The 23,680-nt window shown below is 63.7% G+C and carries 17 protein-coding genes; 6 read left to right on the top strand and 11 right to left on the bottom strand.

Annotated elements, in window-relative coordinates; translation table 11 throughout:
- Positions 1–35: 35 nt before the first annotated feature.
- The 6 genes from OVA24_RS09250 to OVA24_RS09275 form a co-directional block, all read right to left on the bottom strand.
- A complete protein-coding gene (locus OVA24_RS09250; RefSeq protein WP_267674922.1) occupies positions 36–1,811 on the bottom strand; it encodes a hypothetical protein in 1,776 nt (591 codons plus the stop codon).
- A gap of 115 nt (positions 1,812–1,926) precedes the next feature.
- A complete protein-coding gene (locus OVA24_RS09255; protein WP_267674923.1) occupies positions 1,927–2,382 on the bottom strand; it encodes a hypothetical protein in 456 nt (151 codons plus the stop codon).
- A 144-nt stretch (positions 2,383–2,526) separates the two neighbouring features.
- Positions 2,527–3,798 (bottom strand): type IV pilus twitching motility protein PilT, encoded by a 1,272-nt coding sequence (locus tag OVA24_RS09260; RefSeq protein ID WP_267674924.1) that lies wholly within the window; start codon positions 3,796–3,798, stop codon positions 2,527–2,529.
- A 4-nt stretch (positions 3,799–3,802) separates the two neighbouring features.
- Positions 3,803–4,729, bottom strand: a complete 927-nt coding sequence (locus tag OVA24_RS09265; protein WP_267674925.1) for a hypothetical protein — start codon at positions 4,727–4,729, stop codon at positions 3,803–3,805.
- Positions 4,730–4,734: 5 nt separating this feature from the next.
- On the bottom strand, positions 4,735–5,502 hold the full coding sequence (locus OVA24_RS09270) for a hypothetical protein (protein WP_267674926.1): 768 nt from the start codon (positions 5,500–5,502) through the stop codon (positions 4,735–4,737).
- Positions 5,503–5,506: 4 nt separating this feature from the next.
- On the bottom strand, positions 5,507–6,118 hold the full coding sequence (locus OVA24_RS09275; RefSeq protein WP_267674927.1) for an ATP-binding cassette domain-containing protein: 612 nt from the start codon (positions 6,116–6,118) through the stop codon (positions 5,507–5,509).
- A 518-nt stretch (positions 6,119–6,636) separates the two neighbouring features.
- Between OVA24_RS09275 and purM the strand changes: the two genes are divergently transcribed.
- Positions 6,637–7,632, top strand: a complete 996-nt coding sequence (gene purM, locus OVA24_RS09280) for a phosphoribosylformylglycinamidine cyclo-ligase (protein ID WP_267674928.1) — start codon at positions 6,637–6,639, stop codon at positions 7,630–7,632.
- A 22-nt stretch (positions 7,633–7,654) separates the two neighbouring features.
- Positions 7,655–9,583 carry an amidophosphoribosyltransferase gene (locus OVA24_RS09285; RefSeq protein WP_267674929.1) on the top strand — a complete coding sequence of 643 codons (1,929 nt, stop codon included), beginning with the start codon at positions 7,655–7,657 and terminating at the stop codon, positions 9,581–9,583.
- A gap of 66 nt (positions 9,584–9,649) precedes the next feature.
- Here OVA24_RS09285 and prfA read toward each other — a convergent pair whose 3' ends face one another.
- Complete coding sequence (gene prfA, locus OVA24_RS09290) at positions 9,650–10,750, bottom strand: peptide chain release factor 1 (RefSeq protein WP_267674930.1); 1,101 nt, start codon at positions 10,748–10,750, stop codon at positions 9,650–9,652.
- A 104-nt stretch (positions 10,751–10,854) separates the two neighbouring features.
- Here prfA and OVA24_RS09295 point away from each other — a divergent pair, with 104 nt between their 5' ends.
- Positions 10,855–11,439 (top strand): HD domain-containing protein, encoded by a 585-nt coding sequence (locus OVA24_RS09295; protein ID WP_267674931.1) that lies wholly within the window; start codon positions 10,855–10,857, stop codon positions 11,437–11,439.
- 7 nt (positions 11,440–11,446) lie between these two features.
- On the opposite strand, the gene OVA24_RS09300 is transcribed toward OVA24_RS09295, so the two are convergent.
- The 3 genes from OVA24_RS09300 to OVA24_RS09310 form a co-directional block, all read right to left on the bottom strand.
- Entirely contained in the window at positions 11,447–15,967 is a 4,521-nt protein-coding gene (locus OVA24_RS09300; RefSeq protein ID WP_267674932.1) for a Calx-beta domain-containing protein, read from the bottom strand.
- A gap of 133 nt (positions 15,968–16,100) precedes the next feature.
- A complete protein-coding gene (locus OVA24_RS09305) occupies positions 16,101–17,348 on the bottom strand; it encodes a polysaccharide pyruvyl transferase family protein (protein ID WP_267674933.1) in 1,248 nt (415 codons plus the stop codon).
- Positions 17,349–17,453: 105 nt separating this feature from the next.
- Entirely contained in the window at positions 17,454–18,266 is an 813-nt protein-coding gene (locus OVA24_RS09310) for a PEP-CTERM sorting domain-containing protein (RefSeq protein WP_267674934.1), read from the bottom strand.
- A 130-nt stretch (positions 18,267–18,396) separates the two neighbouring features.
- On the opposite strand from OVA24_RS09310, the gene OVA24_RS09315 reads away from it, so the two are divergent.
- Genes OVA24_RS09315 through OVA24_RS09325 form a run of 3 tightly spaced genes read left to right on the top strand, consistent with a single transcriptional unit; the run spans position 18,397 to position 21,551 of the window.
- Positions 18,397–18,978 carry a sigma-70 family RNA polymerase sigma factor gene (locus tag OVA24_RS09315; protein ID WP_267674935.1) on the top strand — a complete coding sequence of 194 codons (582 nt, stop codon included), beginning with the start codon at positions 18,397–18,399 and terminating at the stop codon, positions 18,976–18,978.
- On the top strand, positions 18,975–20,582 hold the full coding sequence (locus OVA24_RS09320) for a LamG domain-containing protein (RefSeq protein ID WP_267674936.1): 1,608 nt from the start codon (positions 18,975–18,977) through the stop codon (positions 20,580–20,582). The genes OVA24_RS09315 and OVA24_RS09320 overlap by 4 nt, the downstream gene beginning before the upstream one ends.
- Positions 20,583–20,627: 45 nt before the next feature.
- Entirely contained in the window at positions 20,628–21,551 is a 924-nt protein-coding gene (locus OVA24_RS09325) for an SGNH/GDSL hydrolase family protein (RefSeq protein WP_267674937.1), read from the top strand.
- A gap of 228 nt (positions 21,552–21,779) precedes the next feature.
- Here the strand turns inward: OVA24_RS09325 and OVA24_RS09330 are convergent, their stop codons facing one another.
- Positions 21,780–23,627 carry a monovalent cation:proton antiporter-2 (CPA2) family protein gene (locus tag OVA24_RS09330; RefSeq protein WP_267674938.1) on the bottom strand — a complete coding sequence of 616 codons (1,848 nt, stop codon included), beginning with the start codon at positions 23,625–23,627 and terminating at the stop codon, positions 21,780–21,782.
- Between the last annotated feature and the right edge of the window lie 53 nt (positions 23,628–23,680).

Below are 23,680 nucleotides of genomic sequence, written 5' to 3' on the forward strand. Positions count from 1 at the left end.
AATCGGGGAGCGTAAATTTTTTTATAAGCAGAGGCTCAGGGAGCCTTCGCGGTGAGGATGGCGGATGGGTCCGTAGCCTCGAAGCGCTGGGTGACATCCATGCTGAAGGTGAAGGGATAGGCAGCATTGGCGGCGGGGCCGGCCATGGGGCCGCCAGGTGCTGTTCCCCGTCGGAAAGCGGCGTTCTCCGAGGTGCGGACACTGACGATCAGGCTCCGTGTGCCGATGTCCGTCCGGAATGTCGGATTTCCGGTGACGGCGGCGATTTCATTGAAGCGTGCGGAGATGCCCTCTCGTGAATTGAGGCTGTTGAGCAACTGCACCCCCTGTTCGTTGGTCATGCCGTTGATCTTCCACTCCCGTGTCATGCCGACCCTGGGCTGGCCGGGCGTGGCGTCCGGCCGCGCGCTGTAGTCGAAGCTGCGGATCAGGATGCCGGAGTTCTCCGGGAACAACCGCACCAGGCACTCCATGACCGTCCAACCTTTCGAGCGGTCTTCCAGCAACGTGTTCCAGTGGTCGATCCTCGACTTTTCGATGTTCAGGGCTGCGACCCGCTTTTTCATCGCGGTGGTTTCCGACGGCTCGAACGCCCATTCGGGGGTGTTGATGATCTTGAAAAGTCCGAAGACCACCCAGCCGATGGTCGCCAGGGCGATGATCGCCGCCACGGCGCGGGTGTAGCGGAGGATCCGTAGCAGGGAGATCTCCTGCTTGGTCGGAAAAATCTCGGCCATCTCCCTGGTGGCGGGGAGGAAATCCTGGAGTGCCCAGCGGTCTTCCTGGAATGCCTGGAAGGTGGTTCCGGGCAGGTCGTCCACAGGCTCCAGCGCCTTGATGGAGATGAGGTATTCCGCACACCATGTGGGGATCACACCTGCTCCGGGAACGGAGACTTCCTCGATGTGGCTGGTCGGGAAAACGGGGCTGAGATCCGCCAGCAGGGTGCGGTCCACATCCGCACCCAGTGCGAACACGAAGATGTCCGGTGAATCGATCTCCAGGGAGGCCAGCGCGGTGGCGATGGCTTGGCGGAAATTCGGCGGGCGCCGGAGACCGCGGTGGAGCTGCGTGCGCAGCAGCATGAGGTCCGAGTTTCCGTCAAGGAACGCGATGACCGTGAAGGAGGTGTATTGCAGGATCGCGACGGCCGGGCGCTCCGGCGTCCGCCGCACGTTGCCGGGGATGCCCAGCAGCGCGATGAGCGGGGAACTGAGCGCGCAGGTGATCACCGGGAAATTCTCCGCTTCACCCAGTGCGCGCAGCGCGTCCAGGGCGGGGGCATGACGCCGGGAGACCGTCACCGCGGTGGCGATGGAATGGCTGGCGGGGGAGAAATAGGGCAGGAGCCTCCAGGACGAAAGATCCTCCTGGATAAAGTCCGCGAGAATGGAGGCCGGCTCATCGATGGCCTGCTGCCTCAGTTGGCCGAGGGTCTCCCTGTCGTGCAACTCCGGCTTGATCTCGGTCAGGGAAAATTCATCCGCCACATGCAGGATCACTCCCAGGGACGTGCCGCCAGCGGAGCGGACATGGTCCAGCGCGGCGGTCGCGTAGGCGGTGATGGCGGCGGTGTCGAGGAGGTGCTGCTCCTCCAGGGGTGGTCCGGGTGCCCATAGATTCTCCCGGTGGTCGTGCAGGTAGGCGGTCACTCCCGCTCCATCACTCCGGATGTGGAGCTGGAAGTCCAGCTCCAGCGGGTGCTGGTACCAGGCCGGGTTCTTCGCGCGGCTGGTTTTCCGCAGGAAATGGCTCGCCTGACGGTACTGCTGGACGGGATTCAGTCCGGAAGGGTGTTGGAGGTCACTCAAGGGAAGTGGGTGGTTGCGGGCCGGGACGAGAGACGCTGGAATGAGGGAACGGCTCGCCCGCAGGTGCGGGCAAGCCGTGGATGATCGTGCTTATCCCCGGAGGGGATCACGTGGATTACCAGTCCGCGGTTTCGGTCGGGATGTAGTCGCTGGCGTCGGTGCCGGTGACGGTCATGTAGAGGTCGCCGATCTCAGGAACAACGGTCGCTGCTGTGATCGAGTACTTGTGATTACCGCCAGCCGGGTGTTTTGCACCTTCTGCGGTCGGGTCGTTCGTGATGAACTTGCCTTCGCCGAAGAGTTCTCCCTTGAGGGTTTTCGCGTCTTGACCTTCAGGTGCGGTGAACGTCGGGGTCTCACCCGGGTTGATGCCGTTCATGTTCGCATAGGAACGGACGGCTTGCTGGACATTGCGGATCTGAAGGATGGAGGCAGCACGGTCCGATCCCTTTTTCCAGGCGCGGGCGCCGATGAAGAGGATCGAGATGAGGGAGAGCAGGACGAGGATGACGACGGTCAGTTCGAGCAGCGTCATGCCGGCCTTGCGCTTGGTGGTGGGGGTCAGTTTCATACGGTGTGTGTCTATGTGTGGTGTTGTTTTGTTCTCTGTCCTTCGAACGAACCGATGATGCCTCACATTTGGGAATTCACTATTACGTGATCGTGTAATATCAGGCGGGACTTCGGTTCGTTTGAAAATTTTTGGTGGGAAGTTCTAGAAGACCTCGTTGTCGGCGCGGTTCATGCGTGCGTTCTCGAAGGTGTCGTAGGAGATGAGCCCTTGCTGGAGCAGGCGCTTGAGGTTGTTGTCCCACTGCACGTTTCCGGCGCGGTGGATGACGTCCTCCAGGGAGCGCGCGCCGCCGTCGTAGTTGGCGATGGCACTGGAGATGGCGTCCTCGCTGTTGTGGAGGAATTCATAGGTCAGCACCCGGCGGTTGACTCCGTTGAGCAGTCCCTGGGAGTGGATGAAGATGAGGATTTCGGAAAGCCGGCTCAGCACCGCGGTGTGGCTTTCGTTCGGATAGAGTTCCAGAATCCGGCCGAGCGTTTTCACCGCACCCGTAGTATGCAGCGTGGAGAGGACGAGGTGGCCGGTCTGCGCGGCCTCCATGCACGTCTCCATGGCCTCACGGTCGCGGATCTCCCCGAGCAGGATGATGTGCGGTGCCTTCCGCAGCACGTCCTTCAAGCCCTGGCGGTAGGAGTGGACGTCGCGCCCCACCTCCTGCTGCGTGACGATGCTGGGCGAGGGCGTGCGGTGGCCGGGATAGACCGGGTCCGGCATGTCGTCCGGATACTGGTACTCGATGGGGTCCTCGACGGTGACGATGTGCTTCGGGTGGTGCCTGCGCACCCAGTCGATGAGGGACGCCAGGGTGGTGGATTTTCCGGAACCCGTCGGGCCGGTGACCAGGCAGAGTCCCGCCCGCTTCAGCGACGCGTGGCGGAGGGTGGCGATGGTGTCCGGATCGATGCCGAGTTGCTCCAGCTCCGGGATGAAATCATTCAGGATCCGGCAGGTGACACCCAGGCCAGAGGAGCTGAGGTGCGCCTGGATCCGGAGGCGTCCGGAACGCTCGCCCGCCTCTCCCATCGGGATGCCATCGCAGGAGAAGTCCGCGACCTTTGTGGACGTGAAATCATGCATCGCCTGGGCGATCTGCTCCTCCACGTGGGAGCCCGCGTCCGCGACGCCGAAGCCGTGCCCGGCGTTCTCCCGGTTGCGGATGAGTTCCTTGAGGATCTCATCCATGTGGGTGGCGGAGAGGATGCCCAGGAAGTCGAGCATCTCCATGCCCTTGTTCGTATGGATGTAGACCGGCCGCCCGGAGCGCATCTGGATGTCTGAGACACGCAGCTCCCTGCACACCCGGAAGATGATCCCGAGGAGCTGGCGGCCGTTCATGCCCGGCTGGAAACGCGCCGCCTGAATGGCGGGGGTTCCCTCCGGATAAGGAGGCCGTGGTGGGGAGGCGGATGACATCAGTTCAGTTGGCGGAGGGAGGAGTTGGTGCGGACGGAGCGACCGGTTGTTCCTGCTGCTCCAGCCGGGTGATCGTCTGTTCGGAGGCGTTGCGGACCTTCAGGGTGAAGGAGAGGCGGTCCTGCGCCTCCATCCTGCGCATCGGGGAAAGCAGATCCCATTGGCCTGCGGCGGCCCATTGGCCGGAGATCAGGCGATGGCGTTCGATGCACTGGTCCATGAGGTGGAGATACTCCCGCATCACGGAGGTGCTGTAGCGGGCGTTGCCCGCCGTCCTGTCGTTGAACATCAGCTCCAGAAGGTTCCCCGCCGCGGCGGCCGCGGTCAGGGCCGGACGCGGGTCGTCGGTCCTCGCCAGACAGTAGCGGATGGTCTTGTCCGCCAGGCCCGCTGCCTGCGGGGTGAGCTTCGGGCGGGTGCCCAGCTCAGGCTCCGTCAGGAAAAAATGGTAGGTATTGTAGTTCGCGTAGTGCGCTGGATCCAGCTTGTAGGCGAAGCGCAGCTTGTCCTCGATCTCGCGCCGGGTGTTGAAGGTCTGGGCGCGGCTGGCCGGCTTCGGATTCGTCCGTGCCTCGGATGCTTCCGCCAGTTCGTCGAGGAGCGAGGTCATTCCGCCACGCAGTCCGGTGGCCGGGATGGGTGGAGTGATGTCATGCCCGCAGTCCGCGGTGTGCACGTGCGGGGTTCCGTGGTCATCGGATCCATGGGTGGCCTGTTCCACGCCACTGTGCCAGTAGGTGTCGATGGTGCCCTGCATCGCCATGGCGAGCACCTCGCCATACGGGCTGGAGTTGATGCCGAACGGGTTGACCGGGGCCTTCAGTTCCTTGTCCGCCGTGAGCGACTTCGCCATCGACGTGCACATGGAGCCGCCTGCCGCGATCAGGCAGAGGCTCAGGATGTAAGAGGTGATGGAGCCGGGCGGTTGCAAGGGGATCAGGAGGAAAGCTTCGTGCGGAAGGCGAGACGGGAGATGCCGGACCAAAGGGCGAGGATGCCGAGGAAATAGACGGTCATCTTCCAGAAGGCCGTGGTTGGAAGTGCGCCGGACTTGAAGTAGAGGCGCTGTGTCAGGTCCGCGAAGTGGTAGTGCGGGGAGAACAGCCAGATGCCCTGGAGGATCGGGTTCTGTTCCAGCTTCAGCAGGTTGTCCAGATAGCCGACGCCGTAGAGTCCATACAGCGTGAGGGCGAGGGTGGTGACATAGCCGGCCACGCTGCCGAAGCGTGACGCCAGCGCCGCGGCGAGGCAGAGCAGGGGGGCGGTCACCAGCAGGAACAGCACCAGATACTGGGTGTTGAGCGTCCACCACATGGTGCGTTCCGCAGGGTCGGAGGGGGAGGCTGCGAACTGGGTGATGGCGGCGGTTGCCAAGGCCATCGGCAGGATGAAGATGAATACCGCGAGCCAGATCTCCGACAACTGGCGGGTGGCGCCGAGGCCCGTGGTCAGGAAGTATTCGCCGGTGCCGGAGGTGGCGTTGGTTTCTCCCTGCTTCGCGGCGGTGAAGTAACCCCACAGCATGGTGACGATCCACAGGGTGCTCCACGCCGCCTGGATGCGCGCCGGTTGGATGAGCACCGGCTTTTCCGACGCGCTCGATATCCATGGCAGGACGAAGGGGATGACCAGCACGCACAACGCGCAGATCACCCACGCCTTGCGCAGGAGGATCGTCGTGAGGGTGAGGCGGAAAAGTCTCATCGTATCAGTGAAGGAGGTTCTTCAGTTCGCTCCAGGTCTGGTCCGCTCCGGTCAGGTGGCGGATGGTGGACCTGTCGATGAGCAGGGCGCTGGAAAGGGTCATGGAATCGTAGTCCGGGTGGCAGCTCACCAGGCGCAGCACGTTGTCCGAAGAGGCGCGCCAGATTTCCTCGAACGCCTGGCGGGCGAAGGCGTCCAAGCCGCTGAACGGCTCGTCCAGCAACAGGATGTTGCCCGTGTCCGGGTGGATGGAAAATTCCGCCATGATCAGGTTGATCTTCCGGCGGTTGCCGGTCGAGAGGCGGCCGTAGGGACGTTTCAGGTTCAGCTCGATGCGTTCCGCCAGGGCCAAGGCTTCCTTGAGCCGGTTCTTCGGGACCAGTGACCGCAGGATCATCCCTGCTGTCATGTCCTGGTCGAACCGCAGGTCCTCCGGCAGGTACTGCAGCGCTCCGTCCGTCTTCAGACTGCCCTCCACGGGGCGCAGCGTGCGGGCGATGGTCCGCAGCAGCGTGGTTTTCCCGCGGCCGTTCCGCGCCAGGATGAAATGGGTGCCTCCGCCGAGTTCGATGGATTTCTCCAGACCGGCGATGGGGGAGCCATACCCGATCTTCAATCCTGAATCGAGATGGAGGCTGGGTCGGGATGCTGGGGGCGCGGAACTCACCGATTTGTTGAACGGGGAAATTATGTAACCTTATTGAAAGGTCAAGTTATATTGAAATTCAGGATTTCCTGAATATCAGAGAATACGTTTCTGTTGCGCACGTTGTTTTCCTCCGGTTGGGATGTCTCCTGTTGTCAGAATCATCCTGCGGATGATCCGGAAAGATGCGGAACTGGCTGATTTATCTAACAGTTGGATATGGTTCGTCCGCGGATTCGGGCGAAGTGGATGCGGTGGATCGTTCTTTATCCGATGGTGCCCGGAGGATGTGTATGTCTGAATATTGCGGAATATTTTTTTGTAAACTGGCGGCAAGGATCTCCGGCTGGAAGTGCTTTGGGGGTCTCCTGATGTTTGAAATGGAGGCTCTCCGCCGTCTCATTTCGCCGCCGGAAAGGAGATCGATGGAAATGGCCCGTTTTTCTGCGTGACGGGAGGGGGGGGATTGGTAGAACCACCGCACCGAAATGGCGGGCAAGCTAACTTACCAACAGGCCGGGGTGGACACGCGCAAAGCGGCCGCTCTCGTGGGAGACATCGGGGCGCACGTGCGCCGGACCCAGCAATCGCGCAAGCTGTGGGGAGCCTTCGGGTTGTTCGCCGCGTGCTACGACCTCAGTTCCTACAAGGAACCGGTGATCGTGACCGGTTGCGACGGCGTCGGCACCAAGCTGGAGCTGCTGCTGGAGCATGGCTTGCTGGAGACGGCGGGCAAGGATCTGGTCGCCATGAGCGTGAATGACATCCTCACCACCGGTGGGGACGCGCTCCTGTTCCTGGACTACATTGGCATCGCCGCGCTGGATGAGGAAAAGATCACCAGCCTGATCAAGGGCATGGCCGACTACCTGGAGGCCTGCGACTGCATCCTGGCCGGCGGTGAGACCGCGGAGATGCCCGGCATCGTCCCGACGGACGTCATCGAGCTGGCGGGCTTCTGCATCGGCTGCGCCGAAAAGGGCGACCTCATCGACCCGACCACCGTCGCCGTCGGTGACGTGCTGGTGGGCTACGCGTCCGACAGCATCCACGCCAACGGTTGGTCGCTCGTCCGCCGCGTGCTGAAGGAGCACCCGGGGGAAATTTCCGAAGAGGAACTGGCCGCCTGGCTGAAGCCGACGCGCCTCTACCACGACGTGACCCGCGACCTGAAGGCGAAGGGCGTGAAGCCGAAGGCCATGTCCCACATCACCGGTGGCGGCCTTCCTGAGAATCTCGAGCGTCTCTTCCGCGGCATGGGCGCCGACCTGGAGATCCCGAAATGGGACCTCCCGGGCATCGACAACCTGCTCGCCCACGTGGATGCGGAGGACCGTTTCCACACCTTCAACATGGGCATCGGCTGGGTCGCCATCGTCGATGAAAAAGACGTGGAAGCCAGTTTGACGGCGGGCAATGGCGGCGTGATACTCGGGCGCATGGTTCCGCAGGAGGGTGTCCGAGTGCGGGTCTCCGGAGAGTGATGATGCTTCGAATCCATCAACGATGAGCGATTTCCTGAAACACGAATGCGGGATCGCTGCGGTGCGGCTCCGCAAACCTCTGGCGTATTACTACGACCGTTACGGCACCTCCCTGTGGGGTCTGAACAAGCTGTTCCTCCTGATGGAGAAGCAGCACAACCGCGGGCAGGACGGCACCGGCATCGGCTGCGTGAAGCTGAACATGCCCATCGGCCAGCCGTACGTGTTCCGCCGCCGGGGCATCGAGCAGGACGCGCTCGCCCAGATCTTCCGCAAGGAGATCAAGAACTTCGGCAAGATGGCGCGCAAGGGTCAGCTCGACCCGAAGAAGCCGGACAGTGTGAAGCGCAACTTCGACTTCGGCGGTGAGATCCTGGTGGGCCACCTCCGCTACGGCACCTCAGGCGAGTTCGACGAGGGTAGCTGCCATCCCTATCTGCGCCGCAGCAACTGGCCGACCCGCACCCTCATGGTGATGGGCAACTTCAACATGACCAACGCGGCCGAGCTGAACCAGGTCCTCCTGGAGCGCGGCCAGCACCCGGTCTTCGGCACGGACACGCAGACCGTTCTGGAAGAGATCGGCTACCATCTGGATGAGCACCACACGGACCTCTACCGCGCGCTACGTGACAAGGGCGTGCCGGGCAATGAGATGCCGGCCATGATTTCCTCCGCGCTGGACGTGCCACAGCTCGTCTCCGACTCCGCCCGCGAGTGGGACGGCGGCTACGCCATCTGCGGCGCCATCGGCAACGGCGACATGTTCGTCATGCGCGACCCGCGCGGCATCCGCCCGTGCCACATGCTCATCACGGATGAGGTCATCGCCTTCGCATCGGAGCGCGTGCCTCTCATGACCGTGTTCGAGGCGGATGTGGATGACGTGAAGGCGGTCGATCCCGGCTCCATCATCACCATCAAGTCGGACGGCACCATCACGGACCAGCAGTTCGCGGTGCCGCAGAAATACTCCCCCTGTTCCTTCGAGAAGATCTACTTCTCCCGCGGCAATGACCCGCAGATCTACCGCGAGCGGAAGGCCATGGGCGCCGCGCTGGTAGACCAGGTGGTGAAATCCATCGGCGGTGCTTTCGAGAAGACCGTCTTCTCCTTCATCCCGAACACGGCGGAAACCGCCTACCACGGCCTGATGGACGGCCTGCGGCTCTACCGCCGCCAGGAAGTCCGCTCCTCCATCCTGAAAGCTTCGGAAGAGGGAACCCTGACCGCTGATCTCGTCGATGACCTCATCCTCCGCAACTGGCCGCGTGGCGAGAAAGTCGCGCACAAGGACATCAAGATGCGGACCTTCATCTCCCAGGAGAAAAGCCGCGACCAGCTCGTCTCCCACGTCTATGACATCACCTACGGCGCGGTGAAGGAAGGCGACAACCTCGTCGCCCTGGACGACTCCATCGTCCGCGGCACCACGCTCAAGAAATCCATCCTCAAGATCCTCGCCCGCACCAAGCCGTCGAAGATCGTCATTTGTTCCACCGCCCCGCAGATCCGCTACCCGGACTGCTACGGCATCGACATGTCGGAGCTGGGCAAGTTCATCGCCTTCTCCGCCGCGGTGGCGCTGCACCGCCGTGCCGGACGCCAGTCCCTGCTGGACCGAGTCTATGACGAGTGCCGGGAGGAACTGAAGAAGCCCGCCGCCGACCGGCAGAACCGCGTGAAGCAGATCTACGACTCCTTCACGGACGAGGAGATCTCCGCCGAGATCAGCCGGATGGTCTATCCGGAGAACATCGAGTGGCAGGGCGAGGTCGAGGTCATCTTCCAGAGCATCGAGAACCTCCGTGCCTCCATCAAGGGCGAGTGTGGCGACTGGTACTTCACCGGCAACTACCCGACCCCCGGCGGTTACTCCATGGTCAACTCCGCCTACCTGCGCTGGTACGAAGGCGTCGGCGGCCGCAGCTACGACAGCCTGCCGCTGTGAGGCGGGATGGATGGACATCGCGGCATGGCCGCGGTGTCCGCCTGGGGTTGACTCACGCCGCCGCCCTCAGAGCCCCGCTTCCGCGAGGCGGTCCGCCATTTCCGCCTTCTGCAGCTCGTTGGTGAACTCATTGAGATCCCCGGCGATGATGCCTGTGAGATTGTGCGACGTGTGGCCGATGCGGTGGTCGGTGATCCGGCTTTGCGGAAAGTTGTAGGTGCGGATCTTCTCCGACCGGTCCCCTGAACCGATGAGCGAGCGGCGGTGGGAGGAATACGCGTCCTGCTGCTCGCGCAGCTTCTGTTCGTAGAGCTTCGAGCGGAGGATCTGGAGCGCCATCTCCTTGTTCTTGATCTGGGAACGGCCGTCCTCGCACCGGACATAGATGCCGGTGGGGAGGTGGAACACCTGCACGGCGGACTCCGTCCGGTTCACGTGCTGGCCGCCCGCGCCGCCCGCACGGCAAACCTCGATGCGGAGGTCCTCCTGCTTCAGTTCCACATCCACCTCCTCCGCCTCCGGCAGGACGGCCACGGTGACGGTGGAGGTGTGGACGCGGCCCTGCGTCTCCGTCGCGGGCACGCGCTGCACGCGGTGGACGCCGGATTCATATTTCAGATACCGGAATACCTGCTCCCCGGTGATTTTCAGGATCACTTCCTTGAAGCCGCCGACCTCGGACGGGCTGCTTTCCAGATGCTCGGACTTCCACCCGCGCAGGTCCGCGTAGCGCTGGTACATCCGCATCAGCTCGGCGGCGAAGAGGGAGGCCTCATCACCACCGGCACCGGCGCGGATCTCGATCAAAGCGTCGCGGTCTTCCGTGGGATCCGCCGGCAGCAGGGCGTATTGGAGTTCCTCCGTGAGCCGCGTGATGAGCTGCTGCTGGGCGGGGATCTCTTCGGCCGCCATCTCCGCAAAGTCCGGGTCGCCGGACTTCGCCAACTCCTCGTTGTCCGAGAGCTGCCGCCGGGTGTCCTCCAGCTTGTCCCAGAGGTCGAGCGATGCCTTGAGGTTCCGGTGCTCGCGCAGGATCTCCGTGGCCCGCTTCGGCTGGTCGAACAGGTTCGGATCACCGATGGCTTCCTCCAGTCCGGCGAAGCGTTGGCGGCGTTTGGAGATGAGCGCGGAGTAGTCCATGGAAGCGGGCGGTTTGATAAGGGACATTCTCGCGCGGGTGGAGAAAAAAACGAGTTTTCCGGTGATCCTCCACCAGCGGGATGGTTCTGGACTGCCGGGGGATTCCCTGACGTCCTTGGCGGTGCAGAACCATGCTGGAAACCGTCATCCCGTTCATCATCGAGTGTGAGAAACTGAAGTCCGTGCTGCGCCGCACGAAGGTGGTCGGTACCGACCGCAGGGAAAACTCCGCCGAACACAGTTGGAGCCTCGCTCTGCTGGCGATCGGGCTTTTCCCCCACATGCCCGCCTCGCTGGACCAGCTCAGGGTGCTGAAGATGGTCATCCTCCATGATATCGTGGAGATCGATGCCGGGGACACGTTCTGCTACGCCGCACGGTTGGACAAGGCGGAGTGCGAGCAGGCCGCGGCCGACCGCATCTTCGCCCTGCTGTCCCCGGAACTCGGCATGGAGTTCATGGCCATCTGGCATGAGTTCGAGGCGGGCGAAACGCCGGAAGCCGCCTTTGCCAATGCCCTGGACCGGATGCTGCCGCTCATCCAGAACCTCAACAACAACGGCCAGAGCTGGCGGGAGCACGGTGTCACCTGGAAGCAGGTGATGGAGCGCAACGTGGTGATCGCCAAAAGCTCCCCGGCTCTGTGGCAGGAGGTGGAGGCCATGCTTCACGCCGCCGCCGGAAAGGGAATCCTTCCCCACGGCGGCGCCTTTTGATGGTGCATCAGTGTTTCGTGACCTTCAGCCGCAGAAACTGCTTTCCTCCGGAGGACTGGGATTCGGAAAGACGGTAGGTGGAGGTCACGGTTCCGGCCTGTGTGGTGGTGCCGTGCAGGACCACTCCGTCCGTCCGCCAGCTTCCCGGTGAGAGATCCGGACTGCGCTCGACTTCGCACGTGATTCCGGATGGCAGGGGATCCGGCTGGGTGAAGGAAAGGGTGGCGTAGGTCTGGCCTCCGGTCTGGTGGGTTCCCTGCGTGAGTTTGCCGGAGAGGGTGGAGGCTGCTGGGGACAGGCCGAGCGCGTATTTCACCAGCAGGGGCGCGGATCCGTCCGCAGGCATGGCAGTGGCATTCCCCGGGCCGCTTTCATCCATCGGCAGTTGGTTCTCCAGCAGCCAGAGCTGGTAGCCGGTCGCCGTGCCCGGGGCGACGACCGGCGGAGCGGAGGGCATGGGGAAGCGGGTGGCCCAGGAGGAGAGCTGGCCTGCGGGGGCGTTGCGCACCCGGTAGTGGTAGTGGACGCCGGGCAGGATGGTGGTGTCGCTGTAGGCGGTGCCGCCGGATGGCAGTGTGTGCAGCGGGGTCCACTCTCCGTGGATGGCTTTCCTCTCGATCTCCACCCCTCCGGTATTCGCGGAGGCGTCGAACCAGGAAAGCACGATGCCGGTGCCGGGAGTCGCGGCGGGATCGAGGAATCCGGGCCGCAGCGGAGCGCTGGCGGCAGGCGAGGTGGTGGTGCGGATGAAGCCGGTGGGGGGGCTGTTTCCGCCGGGATTTCCCGCGGTGATGCGGTATTCGTAGGAGGTGTCAGGTTGCGCGGTGGTGTCCGTGTGGGAACCCGCCCCGGATGCGCTGAAGGTGGTCTGCGAACCATCATCCCCGCGCCGCTCGACCAGGTGGCCGGTCGCCATGGCCTGGGCGGTCCAGTTGAGCGTCGCCCCGGTGGTGCCCGTGGAGGCGATGGTGAATCCGCCGGGCGTGACAGGCAGCGGAGGTGCGGTGAGGGCCACGTTCTCATAGACGCCCAGTTGGTAGTCCACCACCGCGGAGTCCGCGCAGTGGTAGATGCCCCACAGCGCGCTGGCGGGAAAATCGGGGATGGTTTGGCTGGCGAGGTGGGTCCAGTTCGTGCCATCGGCGGATACCTCTGAGACGAACAGGTCGCCCATGCGCGTGATGCGCACCCAGCAGGCGATGATGGTGTTGTTGGTGTTGGCAGGCCAGTCCGCCGCCAGTGGTGCCGCGGTGGCCGCGCCGGTGGTGGGGCGGTAGAGGAACTTCGTGCCGAAGGAAGTGTTGGAAGAAGAAAGGGTCACCGCCATCTGCGCATTGGTCGCGAGGTCGGAGCGGATCATCACGCCGAACCGTGCGTTGTTGTGCGCTGGATTCGACCCGCGGACGCGCATGACCAGAGTGCCGTCCCCGCTGCGCGTCTGGTGGATGAAGTGGCCGCTTTCCGCGGTCCCGGCGGCGACTGGTGCGGTGCCGCCGATGATTGCGTCACCGATGGCTCCGTCCACGGTGACGGCGGGCGAGTAGTGGGTGATGGTGCCGAAGATGGCGGACATCCACGGAGCATCCAGGGTGCCTGCCGGATCCTCCATCAGGGCTGTGTGGGACGTCTGTATCCCCAGCCCCATACCGTTGGTGGGACTGCTGAGGGTGACCTTGAATTGCCGGGGGAAACTGGGCGTGGGCAGGATGGGCACATTGATGTATTTCGTGCCGGACTCCCCGTCCTGCCAAGTGACCGTGCCGGTGGTGGCGGTGTAGTGGGTGCCCGCCGTGGCGGAGGAGTTGGCCGTGGCGAATGAGACGCTGGCCGTGCCGTGGGAACCTGATACGCGCATGACCGGGATGGCTGCCGTACCGGTGTTCCGGTCGTATTTGGCGACGGCAGCGGGGAACTCGACGAGGCCCGGGATGGGTTCGTGGAACACCTCGTTGGACGGGGTGGAATTCGTCGTGCCCTGTGCGGTGACCCGGTAGAAGTAGACTCCCGGCTGGTAAGGGACGTTGGTGTCCGTAAAGCGGGTGATGTTGGCTCCGACGGTGCCGATGGATTCGTAGGTCCCTGTCAGGCTGCTTTTCCGTTCGATGAGGAAGCCGGTCTCGTTGTCGGAGTTGTCCGTCCACGCCAGATCGAGGGTTGTCGCCGGCACTGGTGGCTTCGCCGCGAGCGCGATATTGTCGATGCGGGCGCTTCCCGCAGCGAGGCTGAAGGTGAAGACGATGGTGTCTTCCGGATTCAGCGTCACCCCCGGGATCGACACTGAGAAGTCACCATAGGGCTGCACGGCGGTTGAATCGGTCGAGAAGGCGAGGGCCAGCGGTGTGGCGGTGATGCGTACGGGTGCGCCTCCATTCACGGAGTAGGACACGTTGAGCAGGGACCCCGAACTCAAGGTGACCGCATCCAACAGGAGTGAGTCGAGCAGCCATGGGGTGGTGCCGCCATGGTTCACGGTGAGGGTGAAATCACCCGTCATGCGGAGGAATCCATCCGAGGCGTTCGGTGACTTGATCTTGCTGTCCCCATAGTAGGTGTCGTCGCTGCCGCCGGCATTGCGGGACTCAGTTGACTTCGTCACGGTTGCGGTGAATCCCGGCTCCGCGACATCGGCGGATTCGGGATTGGAAGTGCTGTCGTCGAACTTGTGGAAACCGACGAGTGCCGTCGCGGGGGAGACCATCACCTCCAGTTCGGACGGGTTCGCCGGGGCCGCTGCCACTTCCTCCGATGGTGTGATGGTCACCGGTGAGCCGATGCTCAGGTTGTGGAATGAACCGCCCGGTACGGAGTCCAGCCTCAGCGTCTTCACCAGATAGGTCAGCGTCCCCCCGGCAGGTGCCGTTGTGTCCGTGAAGGTGGTGGCGGTGACGGGATCGGTGGTCAGGCGGGTGAAAGGACCGTCGGCGGACGGACCACGATAGACGTGGTAGCCGTTCACCGCGCTCTCCGTGGAGGCGGCCCAACCGAGCGCGACATTCCCACTGGAGCTGGTGGCGGCCAGTCCGCGCGGTGGCGTGGTCATGTGCATCCGCAGCGCGGGATCCCCCATCAGGGCGATGTGGGTGCCGCCGCCGGATGATGCCAAGGGCGCGTAGGATCCGCCTCCGCTGAGACCCGCGTTCATGGAAGCCTTTGCGGAATACCCCCACGTCTCGCCCATGCCCGGGTGGTGGGTGAACCAGTTCGGCCTGCCGCTCCAGAAGCAGGTCAGACCCAGCGAGGTACCGTCCGCGTTCCCGCAGATCGCCGCGCGCATGAGGGTGTTGGGATAGCCGAAGTCACCGAAGTAGCTTCCGAACAGGGAGGTGAAAACCACCCGGCTGGGCTTGGTGCCGAAGTCCCGAGAACTGCCGAATCCGGAGGCCGTGTCGGACGATCCGCCGCCGCAACCGTGGCCGAAGAGATAATCTTTCCCGGAAGCGAAAGCCGGGGTGAACCACTGGCCGCTTCCCGGGGTGTCAACCGTCGGTCCCACCGCCGTGAGTGCGGTCGCCCAGCCTTGGACCGCGAAGGCTTCCCCGTTGTTGAAATGACCGAAGCCGTCCCGGATGATGCTGCGGCGCGGGATGTTCCAGTAAGCCCCCAGCTTGTGGCGGAACTGGTGCGACTGGCGGAGGTAGCGGCGGAGGCGGGACACCTCGCTCACTCCGGAGGTGGGCGCGCGGTTCATATCCGCCAGGTCCACCCGGCCGACCTCCAGCTCCACGGAGCTGGGGATGGTGTTCTGGTCGAACTTGCCATCATTCTTCTCGTTGTCGTTGCGGCTGTCGTTCGCACCCGTGTTATCCACGGTGTTGTCCGTCCAGCCGGTCCCCACCATGTCCGCGTAGTAGGTGTCCGCAGGCCAGGCGCCCACGTGGTCCGGAGAGTGTCCGTCCGGGGCCATGTTGCCGGAGTAAGGGATGGGCACCCGGCCGAGAAGGTAGAGGGACTTCGTATTGGCGGGATCCACATCATAGACCGACTTGATCAGCGCCTTCGTGGTGATCGCGGTGCCGGTGCGCGGCGTGACGATGGTTTTGACCGTCCAGCCATCCGCAGCGAGATCCGCCTTCAGCAGCGCGATTTCCGCAGCGAGCGGAGTGACCATCGTGTCGTCGATCGCCAGCAGCAGGATGCCGCGCGAATGGACCTCCGGTACCTTCACGCCTGCGGAAATATAGCCGACGGCCATGTTCGGGAAACCGCTGCTGAATCTCCGCTCCAGCCAATACTCATAGGATTCGCCGATGACCGCGGTGGTGTCCGTGTAGGACGTCTGCGAGGTTGTCAGGGTGGAAAGAAGGGTCCAGGTGTTCGCACCCTTCGGCCGCCGGTGAATCCTCTGCGTGGTGACGGTGATGGGTGTCGCTCCGGTGACGGGTATCCGCACCGTCCAGGAGAGGATAATGTGCGGGGCGGTGTCGGAGACGTCTGCCCGCAGGTCCACGGCGAAATCGCGGGGCGTCCCGGCTTCGGCGGACAAGGAGACAAGCGCGGCGGAAGCGATGAACGCGGCTGCGGATTTCACAGAGGTGATGGGCGGGTTTCCCTGAGAAATGGCAGACGGCTGGAATTCTTCAAAGTAATTCCGCCACGGTGATGATCCACTTTCGGGGGCGTTCCGCTTCCGGATTAACCCTGACTTCGTCGGCCCGCTGCCGTCAGACGCGCTTCTTCAGGATCGCGACGGTTTCCTTCTGCCGCTGCACGACGTAGTCGCGGGCTTTGGCGGTCTTTGCCTTCGCGGAGGCGGGATCTTTCGCCATGGCCAGCACTGTCGGCACCAACCGCGAGCGGTTCTCTTCGTTGTCGAGGTCGAACAACCAGTCGCCAAGGCCGATCTGTTCCCACATGAAGCCCTTGGTGGTCTGTTCCACGAAGCGGCAGACGATCGCCGGAATGCCGTTGCCGACGCACATGATGGGCGTGTGCATCTCACTGCCGAAGTACCCGGCGGAGCGGACATACACGCTCAGCGCCTCATCGGTCAGCCAGAATTTGTCCCGCCACGCGACGCGTTCCTTCACATCGTCCGGCAGCGGGTCGAAAAGCAGTTCCTTCCCTTCCTGCATCTGGGTGGAGTCCTCCGGGCAGATCAGCACGTTGAGGTCGGTCTCCTTGATGATCCGGACGATGGCCTCGCGCAGCAGCACGTGGTCGTGCTCCTTCATCTTTTCGTTCTGCTCGTGCTTCGCGGGGTTGAAGCGGGTGCCGCGCTTGATGCGCCAGTAGGGGGCGTTGCGGAGGTTGGGGATGCAGCAGAGGAATTTCCCTTCCTTCAGCCCCTGGGCCTCCATGAAGGCGAGGGCCTTCGCATCATCCCGGACATCACAGGCGAACGCGCCGTCCGGGCCGAACTCGATGATGGGTGACTTCACCCCGGCGTCCTTCACCACCTGGAGGGACTTCGGGTCACGCAGGAAGACGAAGGCGGCGGTATCGAGCAGCGCCTTCGTTCTCTCATCGAGGCCGCTGTTGTTCATGATCTTCATCCCCGGGTCCCCGGCCGGTGCCATGGTGATGCCATAGACGCCGTAAGGTTTCTTCACTTCGTCCTTCCAGATGGCCACGTCACGGTGGGCCGTCAGGTATGGGCCTGATCCGTGGAGGAGAAAGTCACAGGTGTCGATGATCTTGCGGTCCTTAGTGATGACCAGCTTGGGGAAACGGCGCAGGAGCATTTCTTCGACTCCATCCGCCACGCTGGACGGCCAGAGGATCACCTCCGCCTCGGGAAAGAATTTCTCCAGAATGGCCAGCACGCCGGGCGTGTGGGCGATGTCGCCGATGTTCACCGTCTGCCAGGAGGACCGGAGGACGATCTTCGGCGGACGCTTGCCCTGCGCCACGGCCGGGATGGTGGCGAAGACGGTGGCGAGGGCGGTGTGGAGGAAATGGCGGCGTTGCATGGCGGGTGGGATTTTCAGGCTTTGGTGAAGTTCGGATGCTCCGGGCGTGAAGTCGATGACTTCCCTGCCTCCATGGAAATCTTCCCGGAGATGGAGGCCGGGGGATCACTTCGCCCGGCGTCGGCGGGCGGAGAGGGCGAGAACGCCTGCCGCGGCGAGCAGCGCGGAAGATGGCTCCGGTATGATACTGTTGATCTCCACGTCGTCGATCCACACCGTGCGCCCGCTTCCGTTTCCGGTGAACATGGCGAAGCCAATCCCGGTGATGGTGTCCCCGATGGGGTTGGTGACCTGGGAGCCGATCGTGATGGGTGAGTTGTCACCGAACGTGATCCCATACCAGGAGGTTGTTCCCAGGCCGGTTGCTCCCGCGAGGTCGAATTCCTTGGTCTCGTTGTTCGTACCGTTGTTTCCGGAGCTGCCGCCGGCGGAATTGGTGAATGTCTCGACCGAAGCATACCAGACGTTGTCCACCTGGACCAAGACCTGGACATACTGGGAATTCGCCCCCGTCGGCGCCGTGAGGGATTGCTTCCAGCTCAGTGTCCCGAGCGACACGTTCTCGATGGAGCCCAACTGGTGGGGCCCGTTGATCGTCGTGGACGTCACCACGAACCGGTCGTTGATGATCGTGGGGCTGCCGGAGTTCCGTGACTGGGCGAAGATGGCCTTTGAGCCTCCGGTATTGCCCGTGACCTGGCCGAGCCGGGAATCCGGGGATGTCCCCAAGCTGGTGGTGTAGGTGGTGGCGGTCGCGCTCCCGAGAGCGCCCCAACCGGACCAGTTGATGGTCGAGAGGGTGCTGGTGCTGCCACCGGCGTTGAAGTTCTGTGAATAAAGGGTCGCGCCCTTGCAAACGGGCGCGAAGGTCAGCATGCCGGCGAGTAGGGCGAGGCGGGCGGGTGGGGATATCGTCATGGGATGGGGCATGAAGCGGATTTGGCTCCGGAAGGTGGAATGTCCTGACGGAGGGGAATGTCACCGGGAGGCGGAAATTTTTTTCCGAAGGAGATGTGACAAATGCCTCCCGCGGCACATGAATCCACTGGTGACCGCTACTTCCGACGCGATTCCCGATGACGAACCGGACCTGATCCGGAGGGCGCAACGCGGGGATCTGTCGGCATTCGGGACCCTGGTGGGGCGTTACCAGGGGAGCGTGCGTTCTTTCGCCGCCCTCCGCATCGCCGTGCGCTGTGAGGCGGAGGATCTGGCGCAGGAGACCTTCGTCATCGCCTGGCGGAAGCTGGCGGACTTCGATCCGGAGACCTCGCTCGGGGCGTGGCTGCGGCGCATCGCCCACCACCTGGTGCGGAACCACCGCCGGAAATTCCGCGCGGAGGGGGTGGGTGGGCACCAGGAACTGGAGATCCTCTGGCGCGGACAGGAAAGGGACCGGCCGGGTGGACCGGAGGAACGGCTGGAGGCGCTGCAGGACTGCCTTTCCAGGATGGACGGCCCCTCGCGGGAGTTGCTTCACGACCGCTATCTTGAAGGCATGAGCGTCCAGGAGCTTTCGGACAGATCGGGCAGGGGATACTCTGCCCTCACCACCCAGCTCTACCGCCTGCGCGAGGTGCTGGCGGCCTGCGTGGAGAAGGAGATGAAAACCAACGGCGGAACGGCATGAACACGGGCGTTGAAGATGAATTCCGCAGCCTGATGATCCGTGCGCTGGAAGGCGGACTGGACAAGAAGGGCATGTCGCGTCTGACCGCCCTCTGTGAAGAACATCCCTCGCTCGCCCGGAAATTCGGACAGCAGGTGGAGGTGGACCGCTTTCTGGAAGTGGCGTTGCGGAATCTCACGGATCGCTCCGGTTTTTCCCGCAGCGTGATCCAGCGGATCGGGGATGAGCGGGAAGATGCCTCGCCCTTTGTCGCCTCGGTGATGGGTCGGGTGGAACGGGTGTCACGGCGGAGGACCCGGTGGTTCACCGCGGCCGTGGGGCTCGCCGCGCTGGTCGTTGTCTGGCTGGGACTCTCCTTTTACGTCAGTGGCACCGCCGCGACCCTGCATAGGGGGGACTCCGCGAAGTGGCTGACGCCTCCCGCAGGGGAAAGCCTGCGCGCGGGCACCCGGCTGAAGTTGGAAAGCGGTCTGGCGGAAGTCCATTTCGGCAATGGCGCGGAAGTCATCCTGGAAGGCCCGGCGGATTTCGAGATCCGCGGCAGGGATGAGGGCTTCGTCCACCAGGGGAGGGTTTCCGTGAGGATTCCGGAAAAGGCGGTGCGGTTCAACCTGGGCAGTCCCGGCGGGACGGTGACGGATCCCGGAAAAGCGTTCGGCCTCCATGTCGCCAGGGATGGGGAGACGGAAGCGGAGGTTTTCGAAGGAAAGATCCGCGTGCGTCCGGGCGACGGGGAAAAGGCTGTGACGCTGGTTTCGAATGAGAAGTTCATCTCCAGCGGCAAGGTCTGGTGGAAGGGCGGGGGGATCGATGCGAATGCCTTCGTCACCAGCCTGCCACCGCAGTCACCACGTATCCCGGAATATGCCCACTGGGCGCTGGATGAAGGGGCTGGCACCGCCACCGCGGCCCGCGGGAAGCTCATCGCCGGAGGACCCCGTGCCGCAGACCTGAGGAACATCGGCGGATTGCCGGATGCCCTGCCGGAATGGGTGGACGGACCGTATGGCAAGGCGCTCGCCTTTGATGGTCTTGGGAACGCGCTGGAAACCCACTATCCCGGAGTGGTGGGCGACGCCGCGAGGACGGTCGCGTTCTGGCTGCGCCTGCCGGAGGACTTCGACTCGGAGCAGGGATACGGCATCATTTCCTGGGGGGATCTGGCGGAGAAGGGGAACGCCTGGCAGATATCGGTCAATCCCTACGTCAACGAAGGCCCGGTGGGCAGGCTGCGCGTCGGCATCTATCCCTCCCTGGTGGCCGGCTCCACGGACCTGCGTGACGGACGCTGGCATCACTGCGCGGTGGTTCTTTACAAGGATGAACGGAATGGGAACCGCATTCCCGCCCTGCTCTATGTGGATGGGAAGATGGAGGCCACGGCGTCGAAAGGGGTCTTCACCCGCATCCACACCAGTTCGGAGGAAGGCGCGCGGCCGGTGTGGATCGCCCGGAGCCTCCGCCATGATGAACCGAAGCGCAGCCGCGGCACCGGCTTCTTCCGCGGGGACCTGGATGAGATCTACATCTTCGACGGTGCGCTCAACCAACGGCAGATCGAGGACCTCATGCGGTTCAACACGCTGTTCCCAAAATCCTACTGACCGCTTCCCGTCGTCCGCCACCATCTCCTCCATCCAAACAAACCCATGAAACCCCTCGTCCCGCTCCTGTTCATTTCACTCGCCGCGCTTTGTCATGCCGGTGGGTTCAAGGATCTCGTCACTTTCGGCGACAGCCTCACCGACATGGGCAACCGCTCGGTCGGCCCGGACAAGAAGGAGGTGAAATTCCGCCCGACCTGGGTCGCCCAGCTCGCCGGTCCGCAGATGCTGGACATCCCCGGCTTCAAACCGTCCGGCATGAACGGCTTCTACTTCGGCGGGACCAACTACGCCGTCGGCGGCTCGACCAGTGGCTACGCCGCGGCGAAGGGCAGGGATCAGAACAAGGGCCAGAACCTGACCGTCCAGATCAGCAAGCGCTACCTCAACCCGGACTTCAACAAGGACGGCGTGAAAAAGGACGCGCTGCACATCGTCCGGATCGGCACGAACGATCTCATGGCGCTGGCCATCCAGCCGGAGCAGATCGGGTCCTCCTGGGCCACCCTCGGCCAGGAGGCGGCGAAGGTGGTGGTGGACGTGGAAGGGCAAATCCAGGCCATGGCGGATGCGGGCGTGAAGTATGTGATGTGGGGCAACCTGTCCGATGGCTCGAAATTCCCCTCCCTCGTCCGCAGGGTGGCCATTCTCGGTGACATGGCCCCCATCGCCCTCAAGGCCGTTTCCGATGCCAGCAAGGCGTTCAACGTCGAGATGGACGCCGCCATCGGCAGGCTCCAGGCGAAGAATCCGGAGCTGAAGATCATCAAGCTGGATATGGATGCCATGTTCAATGAGATCGAGGCGGCCCCGGCGAAGTTCGGCTTTGTGAGCGTGACCGAGGGCGCGAATGACAGCCGCCATCTCTTCTCCGCCGATGGCCTCCATCCCACGCCCGCCGGTCACAAGGCGCTGGCGGAGTATGCCTTCCGGGTCATTTCCGACGCGAAGACCCCGAAGCCGGAATGATGGACTCCAGCCAATCCTACGTGATCGCGTGGGAATTCCAGCTTCACCTGAAACGCCTGGCAGGGTAGACCATAGCCACTTCAGCCGCAATCGACTGCTGGCGCCGTTCTGTTATCCGGGGGGAAGACAGACTGGCGAGGCACCGGTTGCGGCCTTTTCTTTTTCCCGCGGATGACGACCAGGCCCCCCACTTTACAGGTTCAGCCGCGGTTTCCGTGAGCGCTAGGGCTACCCATCGGTTGATTGGCTGCGTTGCTCCCGCTCCAGGTCGCTGCGCAGCAGTTCGTCCAGCGACTGCACCGCTTCACGGGCGGCGTTGAGATACTCCCCGTCGTCCTTGTTGCGGTGTTCCGCCATAGAGCGGACCATTTCCTCGTCGCGGGTGAAGTAGACGCTCGCGGCGAGCTTCGCCTCCTGGGAGGACAGCCCCAGATGTTCCAGGATGTCCGCGCCCATCCGGAGGGATGAATCCAGCGTCTCCCGGTAGATGTGTTGTTCACCTTGGCCCAGGTAGCTGTAGGCCTCCGCACGGCTGTGGGCCCGCAGGTAGATCCTCAAGTGTGGGTGGTGACGCCGCGCGTTGGAGATGATGATGGAGGCAGCCGCTTCATCCTTGATGGCGACCACCAGGACCTTCGCGCGGGACGCTCCCGCCAGGTCCAGCATGTCCGGGCGGTTCGCATCGCCATAGTAGACCGGGATGCCGAGCTGGCGCAGCAGTTCCACCTGGTCGCTGTCGTTGTCGAGGATGGTGCAGCCGTATCCACGGATCCGGAGCAGGCGTCCCACAGCGTGGCCATAGCGGCCGAAGCCGCAGATGATGACCGGGTTCCCGTCATCCTTCACGTCGGGTTCGCGGTCTTCCTTTCCGCTGAGACCACGCGCGACGATGGATTTCGAAAGGAGGATGAGCAGCGGCGTGGCGGCCATCGACAGCGCCACCATCGCCACCAGCGCACGGCCGGTGTCCGGCGGGAAGACTCCGGACGCCAGCGAGAGGCTGATCAACACGAAGGCGAACTCGCCTCCCGCCGCGATGGATGCGGAGAAAACCAGCGACTGCCGTCCGGTCAGGCCGCTGAACATCGACAACACCTGCAGGATGGCACCCTTGATGAGAATGAGGCCCAGTGCGCCGCCGATGACCAGCAACGGATGCTCCATGATGAAGCCGAAGTCGATCCCGGCTCCCACCCCGAGGAAGAACACTCCCAGCAGAAGTCCCTTGAACGGCTCCAAATCGCTCTCCAGTTCATGGCGGTATTCGCTGCTGGCCAGCACGACCCCCGCGACGAACGCACCCAGCGCGGGGGAGAGGCCCACCTTGGTCATCAGCAGCGCCACGCCGATGACCAGCAGCAGCGCCGCACCGGTGAAGGCCTCCCGCTGCCGCGTCTTCGCGATGGCCTGGAACACGTAGCGCATCGCGATCCGGCCCACGGCGATGATGAGGATGATGGCCCCGAAGGTCACCAGCGCCTGCGCCCAGCCCGGCCACTGGGCCATCCACGCGTCGGACTGGTGATGGCCGTCACCATGGGCGGAGGCGGCGCCGCCGGTTCCCAGCAGCGGCAGCAGCGCGAGGATGGGAATCACCGCGATGTCCTGGAAAAGAAGGACGGAAAAGGAGTTCTGTCCCGCCTCAGTACGCAGCAGACCCTTTTCAGCCAGCGTCTGCAGCACGATGGCGGTACTGGACATGGCCAGGATCAGGCCGATGGCGAGTCCCGCCTTCCATCCGGTGCCGAAGGCCATGGCCGTGCCGCCCACGGCCACCGCGCAGAGGACGACCTGCAGGGAACCGAGTCCGACAATCTGCCGGCGCATCCGCCACAGCATGAGCGGCTGCAACTCCAGGCCGATGAGGAAAAGCATCACAACCACGCCGAACTCCGCGAAGTGGGCGACCTGCTCCGCGTCCTTCCCGATCAGGCTGAACCCCCACGGCCCGATCGCGGCACCGGCAATGAGGTAACCGAGCACCGCGCCAAGCCCCAGACGTTTTCCCACCAGAATGGCAACCACCGCGGCGGTGAGGTAGATCACCGCCTGCAGGAAAACATTTTCGTATCCCATTTGCCGTGCAGCGTGCCGGGTTTCCGCGGATATTCAAGGACGGCCACCCTGTG

The organism is Luteolibacter sp. SL250 (genome assembly GCF_026625605.1).
GTDB lineage: Bacteria > Verrucomicrobiota > Verrucomicrobiia > Verrucomicrobiales > Akkermansiaceae > Luteolibacter.